The 15,878-nt window shown below is 56.8% G+C and carries 12 protein-coding genes; 7 read left to right on the top strand and 5 right to left on the bottom strand.

The window, feature by feature from the left end; genetic code table 11:
- Positions 1–53: 53 nt before the first annotated feature.
- Positions 54–1,403: a lysine-sensitive aspartokinase 3 gene (lysC, locus tag DVA44_RS22435; protein WP_114388200.1), complete on the bottom strand. Its 1,350-nt coding sequence runs from the start codon at positions 1,401–1,403 to the stop codon at positions 54–56.
- A 304-nt stretch (positions 1,404–1,707) separates the two neighbouring features.
- Here lysC and pgi point away from each other — a divergent pair, with 304 nt between their 5' ends.
- Positions 1,708–3,357 (top strand): glucose-6-phosphate isomerase, encoded by a 1,650-nt coding sequence (pgi, locus tag DVA44_RS22430; protein ID WP_114388198.1) that lies wholly within the window; start codon positions 1,708–1,710, stop codon positions 3,355–3,357.
- A gap of 176 nt (positions 3,358–3,533) precedes the next feature.
- Positions 3,534–3,944 (top strand): phosphate-starvation-inducible protein PsiE, encoded by a 411-nt coding sequence (gene psiE, locus DVA44_RS22425; protein ID WP_103825384.1) that lies wholly within the window; start codon positions 3,534–3,536, stop codon positions 3,942–3,944.
- Between the two features lie 94 nt (positions 3,945–4,038).
- Here the strand turns inward: psiE and malG are convergent, their stop codons facing one another.
- The 3 genes from malG to malE form a co-directional block, all read right to left on the bottom strand.
- Positions 4,039–4,929: a maltose ABC transporter permease MalG gene (gene malG, locus DVA44_RS22420; RefSeq protein WP_032615951.1), complete on the bottom strand. Its 891-nt coding sequence runs from the start codon at positions 4,927–4,929 to the stop codon at positions 4,039–4,041.
- 14 nt (positions 4,930–4,943) lie between these two features.
- Complete coding sequence (gene malF, locus DVA44_RS22415) at positions 4,944–6,488, bottom strand: maltose ABC transporter permease MalF (RefSeq protein WP_114388197.1); 1,545 nt, start codon at positions 6,486–6,488, stop codon at positions 4,944–4,946.
- A gap of 117 nt (positions 6,489–6,605) precedes the next feature.
- Positions 6,606–7,796 carry a maltose/maltodextrin ABC transporter substrate-binding protein MalE gene (gene malE, locus DVA44_RS22410; protein ID WP_139157118.1) on the bottom strand — a complete coding sequence of 397 codons (1,191 nt, stop codon included), beginning with the start codon at positions 7,794–7,796 and terminating at the stop codon, positions 6,606–6,608.
- Positions 7,797–8,166: 370 nt separating this feature from the next.
- Here malE and malK point away from each other — a divergent pair, with 370 nt between their 5' ends.
- From malK to ubiA, 5 genes are all read left to right on the top strand, one after another.
- Positions 8,167–9,276, top strand: a complete 1,110-nt coding sequence (gene malK / locus DVA44_RS22400; RefSeq protein WP_103825387.1) for a maltose/maltodextrin ABC transporter ATP-binding protein MalK — start codon at positions 8,167–8,169, stop codon at positions 9,274–9,276.
- 71 nt (positions 9,277–9,347) lie between these two features.
- Positions 9,348–10,655: a maltoporin gene (locus DVA44_RS22395; protein WP_114388467.1), complete on the top strand. Its 1,308-nt coding sequence runs from the start codon at positions 9,348–9,350 to the stop codon at positions 10,653–10,655.
- 113 nt (positions 10,656–10,768) lie between these two features.
- Positions 10,769–11,731, top strand: a complete 963-nt coding sequence (gene malM, locus DVA44_RS22390; protein WP_114388195.1) for a maltose operon protein MalM — start codon at positions 10,769–10,771, stop codon at positions 11,729–11,731.
- 181 nt (positions 11,732–11,912) lie between these two features.
- Positions 11,913–12,410 carry a chorismate lyase gene (ubiC, locus tag DVA44_RS22385; RefSeq protein ID WP_114316159.1) on the top strand — a complete coding sequence of 166 codons (498 nt, stop codon included), beginning with the start codon at positions 11,913–11,915 and terminating at the stop codon, positions 12,408–12,410.
- A 12-nt stretch (positions 12,411–12,422) separates the two neighbouring features.
- Positions 12,423–13,292, top strand: coding sequence for a 4-hydroxybenzoate octaprenyltransferase (gene ubiA, locus DVA44_RS22380; protein ID WP_114388193.1), 870 nt, complete (start codon positions 12,423–12,425; stop codon positions 13,290–13,292).
- A 94-nt stretch (positions 13,293–13,386) separates the two neighbouring features.
- On the opposite strand, the gene plsB is transcribed toward ubiA, so the two are convergent.
- Entirely contained in the window at positions 13,387–15,807 is a 2,421-nt protein-coding gene (gene plsB, locus DVA44_RS22375) for a glycerol-3-phosphate 1-O-acyltransferase PlsB (protein WP_103177842.1), read from the bottom strand.
- Positions 15,808–15,878: the final 71 nt, after the last annotated feature.

Below are 15,878 nucleotides of genomic sequence, written 5' to 3'. Positions count from 1 at the left end.
GAGAACGGTGCTGGCAGGATAAAAAAGGGCCCGGTTGACCGGGCCCTTTTTTGTTATTCAAACAAGTTATGATGCAGTTTCTGCACGACCTGCTCGGCTTCATGGCCTGGTACCAGAAAGCAGAGGTTGTAGCTGGATGCGCCATAGCAAATCATGCGGATGTTAAATGGATCCAGCACGCCAAACACCTCTTTGCCCACGCCGCTGGCGCGGGACAGCTCGTTACCGATGATCGCCACCAGGGCGAGATCTTCTTCCACCTCAACGCGGCACAGTTCGGAAAGCTCCATCAGCAGGGACTGCGTCAGCAGGGTATCCCCGGTGGAGGTTGAGCCGGTGGTGTCCAGCGTCAGGGCGATGTTCACCTCTGAGGTGGTGACCAGATCAACCGAGATGCTGTGGCGCGCCAGAATGCTGAACACCTCGGCCAGGAAGCCGCGGGAGTGCAGCATGCTCAGGCTGTGCAGGGTCAGCAGGGTCTGCTTGCGACGAAGGGCGATGGCGCGGAACAGCGGTGGGTTTTCGGTGGTGTTGCACACCATGGTGCCGCCCGCTTTTGGATCCTTGCTGGAGCCGACGAACACAGGAATGTCGCTGCGCACTGCCGGCAGTAATGTCGCCGGGTGCAGCACTTTCGCGCCGAAGGTCGCCATCTCGGCGGCCTCTTCAAAGGCGATCTCGTCAATACGTTTTGCCGCTGGCACCACGCGCGGGTCGGTGGTGTAAATGCCCGGCACGTCCGTCCAGATATCCACGCGGGAGGCGCGCAGCGCCTCACCCAGCAGGGCTGCGGTGTAGTCGCTGCCGCCACGGCCCAGCGTGGTGGTGCGGCCTTTGGCTTCGCTACCGATAAAGCCTTGGGTGATGACAATCCCTTCCGCCAGGCGCGGCGCCAGCTGTTGGGTGGTCAGTTCGGCAATGGCCTCAATATCCGGCTCGGCACGACCGAAACGGTCGCTGGTGCGCAGCACTTTACGCACGTCAAACCACTGCGACTGAACGTTACGCTCGCGCAGCACTTCGACAAACAGCAGGGTCGACATCAGCTCACCGTGGCTGACCAGCTCGTCGGTCAGGGCAGTGGAGGTGGCCAGCGAGGCGGCTTCCGCCAGGGTGATGATATTTTCCAGCAGGCGCTCAATCTCTTCGCTGATGACGCTAGGATCGCGCAGGCGGCTAAGGATATCGAACTGAATTTTGTGCAGCGCTTCCAGCTTCGCCTGGCGCTCGCTCGCTTCCAGCCCTTCTGCCAGGGCAACCAGCAGATTGGTGACGCCCGCCGAAGCAGACAACACCACCAGCCGGGTATTCGGATCGGCCAGCACCACATCGGCGCTGCGGTTCATGGCATCAAAATCGGCCACGCTGGTACCGCCAAACTTGGCGACAACAAAACTCGTCATAACAACCTCGTGTCAGGGAAGGAAAAGAGCGACCATGGCACAAGGACAAAATAGTTTTATCGGTGCAGGCGCAAATACCGTGTGTATAAATAAAATGTGCAGAGGATCCTGTCAACGCCGGGATTATGCGGATTTTTCATGCTGCCTTCCATATGAGAAACAGGACTTATAACAGCTATACTTTTGGGGCTTTTGCACTGCACTTGATGCAGGCCAGGCCAATGGCATAAAAACCATCACAATTTTTGGCGACAGAGGCTACAATCGACCGAGGTCACAATTCTCAATTCAGAAGAGTATTGCTATGAAAAATATCAATCCAACGCAGACTGCAGCCTGGCAGGCATTACAGAAACACTTTGATGAGATGAAAGACGTCACCATCGCGGAGCTGTTCGCGAAAGACGGCGATCGTTTTAATAAGTTCTCCGCGACCTTCGACGATCAGATGCTGGTCGATTTTTCCAAAAACCGCATCACCGAAGAGACGCTGGCAAAACTGCAGGATCTGGCGAAAGAGACCGATCTGAGCGGTGCCATCAAGTCCATGTTCTCTGGCGAGAAGATCAACCGCACCGAAGATCGCGCCGTACTGCATGTTGCACTGCGTAACCGTAGCAATACTCCAATCATCGTTGACGGCAAAGATGTGATGCCGGAAGTGAACGCCGTGCTGGAAAAGATGAAAACCTTCTCGGAAGCAATCATCTCAGGTCAGTGGAAAGGCTACACCGGCAAACCGATCACCGACGTGGTGAACATTGGTATCGGCGGCTCTGACCTCGGCCCATTCATGGTGACCGAAGCGCTGCGCCCGTACAAAAACCACCTCAACATGCACTTTGTCTCTAACGTCGATGGCACCCACATCGCCGAAGTGCTGAAAAAAGTGAACCCGGAAAGCACCCTGTTCCTGGTGGCGTCCAAAACCTTCACCACCCAGGAAACCATGACCAACGCCCACAGCGCGCGCGACTGGTTCCTGAAAACTGCCGGTGATGAGCAGCACGTGGCGAAACACTTCGCGGCGCTCTCCACCAACGCTAAAGCGGTCGGCGAGTTCGGCATCGATACTGCCAACATGTTCGAGTTCTGGGACTGGGTTGGCGGCCGTTACTCCCTGTGGTCCGCGATCGGTCTGTCCATCATCCTCTCCGTGGGCTACGACAACTTTGTTGAGTTGCTCTCCGGCGCGCATGCGATGGACAAACACTTCTCTACTACTCCGGCAGAGAAAAACCTGCCAGTGCTGCTGGCGCTGATCGGCATCTGGTACAACAACTTCTTTGGTGCCGAAACCGAAGCGATCCTGCCGTACGACCAGTACATGCACCGTTTCGCGGCCTACTTCCAGCAGGGCAACATGGAATCCAACGGTAAATATGTTGACCGTAACGGCAACGCCGTGGATTACCAGACTGGCCCAATCATCTGGGGTGAGCCTGGCACCAACGGCCAGCACGCGTTCTACCAGCTGATCCACCAGGGCACCAAAATGGTACCGTGCGATTTCATCGCCCCGGCTATCACTCATAACCCGCTGTCTGACCACCATCCGAAGCTGCTGTCGAACTTCTTCGCGCAGACCGAAGCGCTGGCGTTCGGTAAAGCGCGTGATGTGGTTGAGCAGGAGTATCGCGATCAGGGTAAAGATCCAGCGACCCTGGATCACGTGGTGCCGTTCAAAGTGTTCGAAGGCAACCGTCCGACCAACTCCATCCTGCTGCGTGAGATCACCCCGTTCAGCCTGGGCGCGCTGATTGCCCTGTATGAGCACAAAATCTTCACCCAGGGCGCGATCCTGAACATCTTCACCTTTGACCAGTGGGGCGTTGAGCTGGGCAAACAGCTGGCTAACCGCATCCTGCCTGAGCTGGGTGATAACCAGGAGATTAGCAGCCACGACAGCTCCACCAACGGCCTGATTAACCGTTATAAAGCCTGGCGCGCATAATTCCGCTGATGTCTGTCTGCCCGGTGGCGCTACGCTTACCGGGCCTACAATACCCCCGTAGGCCGGGCAAACGGAGTGCCGCCCGGCAGATCTGCACAAAATATAAACAAAAAATATAGATCCCCGTCACATTTTTGCGTTATACAGGAATCTCGTCCCGGAGAATGAGGTGCTGTATGACATCCCTGACTCGCCCACGCGTTGAGTTTATCTCAACCATTCTGCAGACCGTGCTGAACCTGGGTCTGCTGAGCCTTGGCCTGATCCTGGTCGTCTTCCTCGGTAAAGAGACGGTGCATCTGGCTGATGTGCTTTTCGCCCCTGAGCAAACCAGCAAATACGAGCTGGTTGAAGGGCTGGTGGTTTATTTTCTCTACTTCGAATTTATCGCCCTGATCGTCAAGTACTTTCAGTCTGGCTTCCACTTCCCGCTGCGCTACTTTGTCTACATTGGTATCACCGCGATTGTGCGGCTGATCATCGTCGATCATAAATCGCCCCTCGACGTGCTGCTCTACTCGGCGGCTATTCTGCTGCTGGTGGTCACCCTCTGGCTGTGCAATTCGAAGCGACTGAAGCGGGAATAAAAAAAGGGCGGCCCGAGGGCCGCCGAATACAGTCACAAGTTTGGATCAAGACATCAAGGCAAAGTTGAGGGTTGCAGTGGAATAACAATGAAACTTAACCTTTCACGCCCCCCGCAGTCAGGCCGTTCACCAGCCAGCGCTGGGCCAGCAGGAAGACGACGGTGATCGGGATAGCGGAGAGTACGGCGGCGGCGGCAAAGTCGCCCCACAGATAGTTTTGCGGGTTGAGGTATTGCTGCATCCCTACCGCCAGGGTGTAGCTGTTCACATCACGCAGCAGCAGTGACGCGACCGGCACTTCGGTGATGGCGGCGATAAACGACAGAATAAAGACCACCGCCAGAATCGGTACGGAGAGCGGCAGCAGCACCAGACGGAACGCCTGCCACGGGGTCGCGCCATCCAGCGACGCGGCCTCTTCCAGCGAGTTGTCGATGGTTTCGAAATAGCCTTTGATGGTCCAGACGTGCAGCGCGATCCCGCCGAGGTAGGCGAAAATCACCCCACCGTGGGTGTTCAGACCGATAAACGGCACATACTGGCCGAGGCGGTCAAACAAGGCGTACAGCGCCACCAGGGACAGGACTGCCGGGAACATCTGGAAAATCAGCATCCCTTTCAGCAGCGTCGCTTTCCCTTTGAAGCGCATACGGGCAAAGGCGTAGGCGCAGGTGGTGGAGAGCGTCACGATACCGATCGCGGTGATGGTGGCGACTTTCACCGAGTTCCACAGCCACAGCAACACCGGGAACGGCGGCGGGGTGACGCGGCCATCGGCATGCTCCACGCTGAAGCCCAGCGCTAACTTCCAGTGCTCCCAGGAGATTTGCTCCGGGATCAGGCTACCGGTGGCGAAGTTACCCGAACGCAGGGAGATGGCGATAACCATCAGCAGCGGGAACATGATTGCCGCGATAAAAATCAGCAGACCCAGGTGGGTGATCAGTAAACGTAACTTTTGTGATTTGGGTTGGACCATAGCCATTTTCAGTACCCTCCTTAGTCAAACTTCATGCGGGTTGCTTTCAGGTTCACGATTGCCAGCGCGCCCACCAGCAGGAAGATCAGGGTGGCAATCGCTGCCGCCAGACCAAAGTCCTGGCCGCCGCCGCCTTCGAAGGCGATGCGGTAGGTGTAGCTCACGAGCAGGTCGGTATAACCGGCTGGCGTAGTAGTGCCGAGACGGTCCGGGCCACCGTTGGTCAACAGTTGAATCAGCACGAAGTTGTTAAAGTTAAAGGCGAAGCTGGCAATCATCAGCGGCGTCAGCGGCTTGATCAGCAGCGGGAGCGTAATCTTAAAGAAGTTCTGGAACGGGGTGGCTCCGTCCATGGCAGATGCTTCATACAGGTCATCCGGGATCGCCTTCAACAGCCCCATGCACAGGATCATCATGTACGGATAGCCGAGCCAGGTGTTGACGATAACAATCATGGTACGGGCGGTGGTCGGGTCGCTGAACCATGCCGGTTTGATACCAAACAGGCTGCTCAGCATCATGTTGATTTCACCAAAGCTCTGGTTGAACAGCCCTTTGAAAATCAGAATTGAAATGAATGACGGTACGGCATACGGCAGGATCAGCAGGACGCGGTAAATCGCTTTGCCTTTCAGAGCTTCCCACTGCACCAGGCAGGCCAGCACCATGCCAACGGCCACGGTCAGGATCACGGTCAGTACCGAGAAGACCACGGTCCAGACAAAGATGGCGAAGAACGGTTTCTGGATGCCTTCGTCGGTAAAGACGCGGGTAAAGTTGTCCCAGCCGATGGTGACGGTATAGCCCGGGCTGAGCTTATCGTCGCCCCAGGTGCCGTCAGCATTCACGGACTGGTAGAAGCCAATCTCGTTGTTCGGACGGTACTTCACGCCGGTCTGGTTGTTGGTGAGCGTGCTGTCATCGCCCAGCGTGTACAGCGGGCGGGTGCCGGAGAACTGGCGCAGCGAGCTCATGATGACTTTGCTTTCGTCCGGCAGCTCAGCGGTGATCTGGGTCAGCGCCTGGCGATTCTGGGTAATGATGCGCAGGTTGGCGCGTTCCCCTTCCGGCAGGGCATCGGCTTCTTTCAGGGCCAGTTTCTGCTCGCCGCCAAATGTAAAGGCGTCGGAGACGTAATATTTGCCTGCGGCATCGTCGGTCAGCGCCAGCTTCCACTCGTCACCTGCGGGATAGAGACCAAAGTTAAAAGTCTTACCGGCCTGATAGGAACGGTCCATCAGCACCTGCTGGGCGCGCTCTTGCGCGAGCTGGTTGGTGCTGCTGTAATTGGTGAAAGCGATGGCGATGGTGCAAATAAGCGGGAACAGGACAAACAGCCCCATCCCGGCAACACCCGGATAGACATAGCGCCAGGCGTAGGCTTTGCGGTTAGCAAAAATATAGAGGCCGACCGAGCTTAAGATCAGCGTCATGGCGGCAAACAGGTACTCCCCCTGGGCGTACATCAAAACAATAAGGTAACCCACCAGCAAACCCAGCATACCAATCACTGACCATTTCAGCGTGTCGCTTTGCCACCAGTGTTTCTTTTTAACGACATCCATGGGGTTCTTCCTCTACAACTGTGAAAACTTATTGTCAGGTGGCGCTCCGCTTACCTGACCTACGGCTCGAACCGTAGTTGTAGGGCGGGTAAGCGAAGCGCCACCCGCCGCTTTTACTTACTTGGTAATACGACCCTGAGCATCTTTCAGCGCAGCATCCACAGTCTGACGACCGCTGGCGGCGTTGATCACCGCGGTACGGGTGGCGTACCAGAAGGCAGCCATCTGCGGGATGTTAGGCATGATTTCGCCCTTCTCAGCGTTGCTCATGGTGGCGGCGATGCGTGGATCTTTCGCCAGGGTTTCCTGGAAGGATTTCAGCGCGACGGCACCCAGCGGTTTATCCTTGTTCACTTCTTCCAGACCCTGATCGGTCAGCAGGTAGTTTTCCAGGAACTCTTTCGCCAGCTCTTTGTTCGGGCTGGCGGCGTTGATACCGGCACTCAGCACGCCAACAAACGGTTTAGACGGCTTGCCATTGAAGGTTGGCAGCACCGCAACGCCGTAGTTGATCTTGCTCTTGTCGATGTTGGACCACGCCCACGGACCGTTGATGGTCATCGCGGTTTCGCCCTTGTTGAAGGCCGCTTCTGCGATGGAGTAGTCGGTGTCCGCGTTCATCTGTTTGTTCTTGATCAGGTCTACCAGGAAGGTCAGACCCGCTTTCGCGCCTGCGTTGTCCACGCCGACGTCTTTCACGTCATATTTGCCGTTTTCAAACTTGAACGCATAACCGCCGTCGGCTGCAATCAGCGGCCAGGTGAAGTACGGCTCTTGCAGGTTGAACATCAGCGCGCTCTTACCTTTCGCCTTCAGCTCTTTATCCAGCGCCGGGATCTCTTCCCAGGTTTTTGGCGGGTTCGGTACGAGGTCTTTGTTGTAGATCAGGGAGAGCGATTCAACCGCAACCGGGTAAGCAATCAGCTTGCCGTTGTAACGCACGGCGTCCCAGGTGAACGGGAACAGCTTGTCCTGGAAGGCTTTATCCGGGGAGATCTCGGCCAGCAGGCCAGACTGAGCATAGCCGCCGAAACGGTCATGGGCCCAGAAGATAATGTCCGGGCCGTCGCCGGTTGCAGCAACCTGTGGGAATTTCTCTTCCAGCTTGTCCGGATGTTCAACGGTGACTTTAATGCCGGTATCTTTCTCGAATTTTTTACCCACTTCAGCCAGGCCGTTATAGCCTTTGTCGCCGTTAATCCAGATTACCAGCTTACCTTCTTCAATTTTGGCGAGCGCCGGTGCGGAGATCATCATTGCTGCAAGGGCGGACAATGCGAAAACGCGTGCGCCAGTCTTGATATTCATATCTGCCATCCTTTTTGGTGATGTGCTGTGGATACATTGAGGTGGTTCAACGTCGCTCAGTCTCCTTATTTGACATCCTCTTTCCATCCTCCTGGCCCCTACGCCCCACCCCCGCTTTATGTGATCTGCGTTGCATAAATTTCAGTTATGTGTCCTGGCGCACACAAAAGAGCGATGAATTTTGCCGGTGACATCACGAATTTTGCCTCCGCCCCCGGGGGGCGCTGGCGGAGTCCACTCTCTCATCCTCCCGCCTCCTCCCCCATAAAAAAGGCTGGGGGTGGAGGATTCGCGAAACGCCCCGATACCGCATAGTCAGCCCATATTGAATGTTTCTGTTGATGACAGGCTGTAACGAAGGGAGTAGGGCATGGCGAGCGTAGAACTGCGTAACGTAACGAAAGCCTGGGGTGACGTGGTGGTATCGAAAGATATCAACCTCGATATCCAGGAAGGTGAATTCGTGGTTTTTGTTGGCCCGTCAGGCTGCGGTAAATCTACGCTGCTGCGTATGATTGCCGGTCTGGAAACCATCACCAGCGGCGATCTGATGATTGGCGATACCCGCATGAACGATATTCCGCCTGCGGAGCGCGGCGTCGGGATGGTCTTCCAGTCCTATGCGCTTTATCCCCACCTCTCCGTTGCCGAGAACATGTCGTTCGGTCTCAAGCTGGCGGGCGCCAAAAAAGAGACCATCAACCAGCGCGTGACCCAGGTTGCTGAAGTGTTGCAGCTGGCGCATCTGCTGGACCGTAAGCCGAAGGCCCTATCCGGTGGTCAGCGCCAGCGTGTGGCGATTGGCCGTACGCTGGTGGCAGAGCCGCGCGTGTTCCTGCTCGATGAGCCGCTGTCGAACCTCGACGCCGCGCTGCGCGTGCAGATGCGTATCGAGATTTCCCGTCTGCACAAGCGTCTTGGTCGCACCATGATTTATGTCACCCACGATCAGGTCGAAGCAATGACCCTCGCCGACAAGATTGTGGTGCTGGATGCCGGTCGCGTGGCGCAGGTGGGTAAACCGTTGGAGCTCTATCACTACCCGGCAGACCGCTTTGTTGCGGGCTTTATTGGCTCGCCAAAGATGAACTTCCTGCCGGTAAAAGTCACCGCTACTGCCATCGATCAGGTTCAGGTTGAGCTGCCGAACCGCCAGCAGGTGTGGCTGCCGGTAGACAGCGTAAACGTCAACGTGGGGGCCAACATGTCCCTCGGGATCCGTCCTGAACATCTGCTGCCAAGCCACATCGCTGATGTGACCCTGGAGGGCGAGGTTCAGGTGGTTGAGCAGTTAGGTCACGAAACACAGATTCATATCCAGATCCCAGCCATTCGTCAGAACCTGGTCTACCGCCAGAACGACGTGGTGTTGGTAAAAGAGGGTGCCACATTCGCTATCGGCTTGCCGCCAGAGCGCTGCCATCTGTTCCGTGAGGATGGCACCGCATGTCGTCGGCTGCATCAAGAGCCCGGCGTTTAAGCAATCCCAATAATAAGCACGAAACCATCAGGTGAAGTGTTCAAAGAAAAGCAATGATCTCAGGAGATAGAATAATGATTACTCTGCGCAAAGTCCCTCTGGCACTCGCCATTGCGGCAGGCATCATGTCTGCCCAGGCCGGCGCTGTAGACTTCAAAGGTTATGCTCGTTCTGGCATTGGCTGGACCGGGAGTGGTGGCGAACAACAGTGTTTCCAGGCAACAGGTGCACAGAGCAAATACCGTCTTGGTAACGAATGTGAAACCTATGCCGAACTGAAACTGGGTCAGGAAGTGTGGAAAGAGGGCGACAAGAGCTTCTACTTCGACACCAACGTAGCCTACTCTGTTTCTCAACAGAACGACTGGGAATCAACCAGCCCGGCCTTCCGCGAAGCTAACGTGCAGGGTAAAAATCTGATTGAATGGCTGCCAGGTTCCACTATCTGGGCCGGTAAGCGCTTCTATCAGCGTCATGACGTTCACATGATCGACTTCTACTACTGGGATATCTCCGGTCCTGGTGCAGGTATCGAAAACATCGATCTGGGCTTCGGTAAACTCTCTCTGGCAGCGACCCGTTCTTCTGAGTCCGGCGGCTCTTCTGCATTTGCCGACTTCGATGCAAATGGCGACCGTATTTACGACAATATCGTACCAAACGATGTCTTTGACGTTCGTTTAGCCGGTATGGAAATCAACCCAGGCGGTACGCTGGAGCTGGGCGTTGACTACGGTCACACCAACATTCCTGACGACTACTACCTGCAGCCTGGCGCCTCTAAAGATGGCTGGATGTTCACCGCTGAACACACCCAGAGCATGCTGAAAGGCTTTAACAAGTTTGTTGTTCAGTACGCAACAGACTCCATGACTTCTAACGGTAAAGGTATTCCGCAGGGTGCGAGCCTGAACAACGACGGCTCCATGATCCGCGTTCTTGACCACGGTGCTGTCACCCTGGCTGACCAGTGGGATCTGATGTACGTCGGTATGTACCAGAACATCGACCTGGACAACAACAACGGTACCGAGTGGTGGACCGTCGGTGTTCGTCCGATGTTCAAATGGACGCCAATCATGTCCACCCTGCTGGAAGTGGGCTACGACAACGTCAAATCTCAGAAAACTGACGACACCAACAGCCAGTACAAAATCACCCTGGCCCAACAGTGGCAGGCTGGCGACAGCATCTGGTCTCGTCCGGCTATCCGCGTCTTCGCAACCTACGCCAAGTGGGATGAGAAATGGGGTTACGCGAACAATGGCGATGCAGGTTACACCTCTGGCGTAGCGTACAACGACACCTCCGCGAAAACCTTCAGCCGTGGCGACAACGATGAGTGGACCTTCGGTGCCCAGATGGAAATCTGGTGGTAAGTCGTAACACCTGATGTATTGACCTAAAAGAGGGGCGCAAGCCCCTCTCTTCATAGGGTGCTGCGCGCTATTGCCTGGCCACCGCAGTGCTAACGCAATCTGAGGTAAACATAATGAAAATGAAAAAAAGTCTCGTCGCGCTGTGCCTCTCCGCAGGTCTGCTGGCAGGAGCTCCAGCCATCACGCTTGCAAACGTCAATTTCGTCCCACAAAACACCAGCGCTGCGCCTGCGGTTCCGGCAGCCGCGCTGCAACAGCTGGTCTGGACGCCTGTCGATCAGTCCAAAGCCCAGACCACCCAGCTTTCTGCCGGCGGCCAGACCTTAAACGTGGCGGGCATCGCCGGCCCGGTGGCAGCGTACAGTGTGCCAGCTAATATCGGCGAAATCACCCTGACGCTGACAAGCGTGGTAGATAAACAGACCAGCGTATTTGCACCGAACGTGCTGATTCTGGATCAGAACCTGACGCCATCTGCCTACTTCCCAAGCGAATACTTCACCTACCAGGAGCCGGGCGTGATGAGCGCCGATCGTCTGGAAGGGGTTATGCGCCTGACGCCAGCCCTGGGTCAGCAGAAACTGTACGTCCTGGTCTTTACCACCGACAAAGATCTGCAGCAAACCACCAAACTGATTGATCCGGCGAAAGCCTATGCCAAAGGCACCGGCAACGCCGTACCGGATATTCCAGACCCGATTGCCCGTCACGTGACGGATGGCCAGCTGAAGCTGAAAGTCTCCACTAACAGCACCTCCAGCGTGCTGGTCGGCCCGCTGTTTGGCTCCTCCGGCCCTGGCCCGGTCACCGTAGGCAATACCGCGGCACCGGTCTATGCTGCGCCAGCGGTTGCACCTGCTGCGGCTCCGGCTGCTGCGCCAGCCGTTGCCCCGGCCCCGGCGAAGAAGAGCGAGCCGGTACTGACCGATACCGAAGCCTACTTTAATCAGGCCATTAAGCAGGCAGTCGCAAAAGGTGATGTCGACAAAGCGCTGAAACTGTTGGATGAAGCAGAGCGTTTAGGCTCGACCACTGCCCGTTCCACCTTTATCAGCAGTGTAAAAGGCAAGGGGTGACCGTCTCCCCACAATGCTGATTTTGTCAGTAGTTTGGTGCGCCCCTACGGGCGCACTTTTTTTGTGATTTACACCGCTGTTGCATCTCTGTTGCGATAATGTTCGCTAACTCACGTTTGCCCGCCCGCATTGCGCGTTTCTGCGATACAATAGCTTTACGTTATGTATCGGAGAGTCTGGCATGTCACACCCCGCGCTAACGCAACTGCGTGCGCTGCGCTATTTTGACGAAATCCCTGCCCTGGAACCGGAGCAGCTCGACTGGCTGCTGCTGGAAGATTCCATGACTAAACGTTTTGAGCAGCAGGGCAAAAAGGTCACCGTCACCCTCATTCAGGAGGGATTCGTCACGCCTGACGCAATAGCGGATGAACTGCCGCTGCTGCCGAAAGAGGCGCGCTACTGGCTGCGGGAGATCCTGCTCTGCGCCGACGGCGAGCCGTGGCTGGCCGGGCGCACGGTGGTGCCAGAATCCACCCTTACCGGGCCGGAGATGGCGCTGCAGCAGATGGGCAAAACCCCACTGGGGCGCTATCTGTTCACCTCCTCCGAGCTGACCCGTGATTTTATTGAAATTGGACGCGATGCCGGATTATGGGGACGCCGTTCCCGCTTGCGCTTGAGCGGCAAACCCTTACTGCTGACCGAGCTGTTTTTACCGGCGTCACCGTTGTACTAAGAGGAAGAGAAAATGGAGAGGAGTCTGACGCAGAACAAGCTGCTGGCGTACCACCGGCTGATGCGAACGGATAAGCCGATCGGTGCGCTGCTGTTGCTGTGGCCGACCCTGTGGGCGCTGTGGGTTGCGACACCCGGGCTGCCGCCGCTGTGGATCCTGGCGGTATTTGTGGCGGGTGTCTGGCTGATGCGAGCCGCGGGCTGTGTGGTTAACGATTATGCCGATCGCAAATTTGACGGCCACGTGAAACGCACCGCGAATCGTCCGCTGCCGAGCGGCGATGTCACAGAGAAAGAGGCGCGGACGCTGTTTGTGGTGCTGATCCTGCTCTCGTTCCTGCTGGTGTTGACCCTCAACACCATGACCATCCTGCTCTCCGTGGCAGCGCTGGCCTTGGCCTGGGTCTACCCGTTTATGAAGCGCTACACCCATCTGCCGCAGGTGGTACTGGGCGCCGCGTTTGGCTGGTCGATCCCCATGGCCTTTGCCGCCGTCAGCGAAAGCGTGCCGCTGAGCTGCTGGCTGATGTTCCTGGCCAATATCCTCTGGGCGGTGGCCTACGACACCCAGTACGCGATGGTTGACCGCGACGATGATCTGAAGATTGGCATTAAATCGACGGCCATTCTGTTTGGTCGTCAGGACAAGCTAATCATCGGGATTTTGCAAGTCGCGGTGCTGGCGCTGATGATGGCAATTGGTTACCTGAACCAGTTGAACGGCGCATTTTATGCGGCGGTCGCGGCGGCGGGCGTGCTCTTTATCTACCAGCAAAAGCTTATTGCCAACCGTGAGCGCGAGGCCTGTTTTAAAGCGTTTCTGAACAATAACTACGTTGGTCTGGTGTTGTTTGTCGGGTTAGCGATTAGCTATTGGGCATAAAAAAAGCCGGGTGGCGGCTTCGCCTTACCCGGCCTACGATTTGGCCGAATATGTAGGCCGGGTAAGCGTTAGCGTCACCCGGCTTTTTTACGCATTACTCGCCCTGCGTCGCGCTCTCAATCGTTAAGCGCACGTCAGAGGTGATCAGCTCTGCCAGCATCTGGTAAACCTTCATCGTCTCTTCCGGCTCGGCATCACCGCTGTCACTGATATAACCCTCATCACGCAGCGTCAACACCAGCGAACTGAAGACCGCCTTGTCGAAGAACTCCGGTGCGTTGATGCCGTGCAGCATCGACAGACGCTGAGCCAGGGTACGGCTCTCTTTCTCCAGCGTACCGCGGTTGATTGACGGGTTAGCACTCAGCAGCCAGAAGGTGATGGCGTAGCGCTGTACGGTCTCGCGCGCACCCGCCGCCAGCAGCTGTAGCGTACGTGAGCGGGACGGGTTGATCACCAGAACGTCCTCTTTCTGCGTCATCAGCCCCTGGCGGACCAGCTCTTCAGTGTGCTTATCCAGCACTTCAGCCAGCTCGTCGCTGTTCCAGCGCAGGAACAGCTCGGCTTTCAGCATCGGGTAGAGGGCAGTGACATGCTCCAGCAGCGCCTGACGGCTGATCTGGCGATGCTGGGTCACGATGGCGGCCATCAGTGACGGCAGCATCAGCATATGCGCGATGTTGTTGCGGTAGTAGGTCATCAGCACCGCCTGCTCGCGCGGTAGAATGATGATATCGCCGATTGTGTCTTTCTCGACCTCGAACTTGTTCATCTGCAATGCGTGATCGATGAGCTCGCTGGCGCTGGCCGTCGGCACCGTGGCATCGGCGGCGTAGGGCACGTTGCGCATCAGGTTCAGGTAGCAGTCGATCTGCTCGGTCAACTGCTCGCGGGTGAGCGAGCGCTGGCGCGAAGCAAGCAGGGCGGTACAGCACAGGTTCATGGCGTTCGCCGCCCCGGCGTTGTTAATGCGCACCATCAGATCGGCAGCAATGGCGTTCACCGTCGGCGTCAGCCAGGCCGGACGCACCGCTTCGATCGGATCGATGGACTCACGCCACTCCGGTACACGGTGGTTGAGGTAGGTCATCAGCGGCATCGGCTCGCCGAAGTTAACATACCCCTGGCCGAGGTTGCGCAGCTTGCTCAGACCACGCAGCATCTGCAGCAGGCTCTCTTTCTCTTTGGTGGCGCCGCGCAGCTCTTTGGCGTAGGTCCCCACTTCCATCACGTGCTCGTAACCGATGTAGATCGGCACCAGGGTGATAGGACGCGTACCGCCGCGCAGCATCGCCTGGATGGTCATCGACAGGGTGCCGGTCTTCGGATCGAGAAGACGCCCGGTACGGGAACGGCCACCCTCCACAAAGTACTCGACGGAATAGCCGCGGCTGAACAGCTCGCCCAGATACTCACGGAACACGGTGGAGTAGAGCTTGTTGCCTTTAAAGGTACGGCGAATAAAGAACGCACCCAGACGGCGGAAGATCGGCCCTGCCGGCCAGAAGTTGAGGTTAATGCCCGCCGCAATGTGCGGTGGCACCAGCCCCTGGTGATAGAGCACGTACGAGAGCAGCAGGTAGTCCATGTGGCTACGGTGGCAGGGCACGTAGACAATTTCATGGCCGTCATGGGCCAGCTGGCGCACACGCTCGGCGTTGTGCACGTTAATTCCCTGATAGAGACGGTTCCAGGTGAAGCTCAGGATACGGTCGCTGAGGCGGATCATCTCGTAGGAGAAGTTGGCGGCAATCTCTTCCATCAGGGCGATGGCGTTTTGCTGCGCCTTCTCATGGGAGATCTTTTTGCTGCGCGCTTCGTCTTCGACGGCACGGGCAATGGCTTTCGACGCCAGCAGCTTATTGAACAGATCCTGGCGAGCAGGCAGGCGCGGGCCTACCGCAGCCAGACGCTGGCGGGCAAAGTGCATGCGCGCCACGCGGGCCAGCTTCTGGGCGATGGTTTTATCCGTGCCGTGTTCATCGGCCATGCGGCGCAGGGAAACGGACGGTGAAAAACGGACAAAGCTGTCGCGGCCCAGCCAGTTTACGGCAAAAAACTTTTGCACCCCGTTGAGCATGCGCAACGGCGGGTTCTCTTCGCCTTTATCGCGCCCCGGACGACGGCCAAACATCACCGATACCGGCACCATCTGCACATCCAGCAGCGGATTGCTGCGGTGCAGGTCGAGGTAATCATGGAACAGCTTAATGGACTCTTCTTTCGGCGTGTACCAGGTGAATACGCGAGGTCCGCCGTGGATAAAGATGTAGCGTGGCAGTTGGGTGCCGTCGATCTCCAGCGGTTCCAGCGGATCCGGGAGATCGTGCGCCAGGCACTGGGCGCGCAGCGTCAGCAAGTCGGCCTTCGAGTTGTAAGGCAAAACGTACATAATAGGACGCGAGGTATCGAGTCCCAATTCCAGCGTGGGAACCGCCGGAATAGACTTGCTTTTTACCAGGACGCTTAATGGTAAATTAAGTAATTTGTAGTAAATTCGTGGCCAGCCAGACATAAACGATGTAAAGCCTCTGGTTAAAAATGCAATTGCGGCGCAAGGATAACAGAAAGCGCGCAAAATTTCTG

Origin of the sequence: Leclercia sp. W17, assembly GCF_003336325.1 — a bacterium.
Lineage (GTDB): Bacteria > Pseudomonadota > Gammaproteobacteria > Enterobacterales > Enterobacteriaceae > Enterobacter.
Note: the sequence above shows the minus strand (reverse complement) of the source record. Positions and strands in the feature narration are given on the sequence as shown.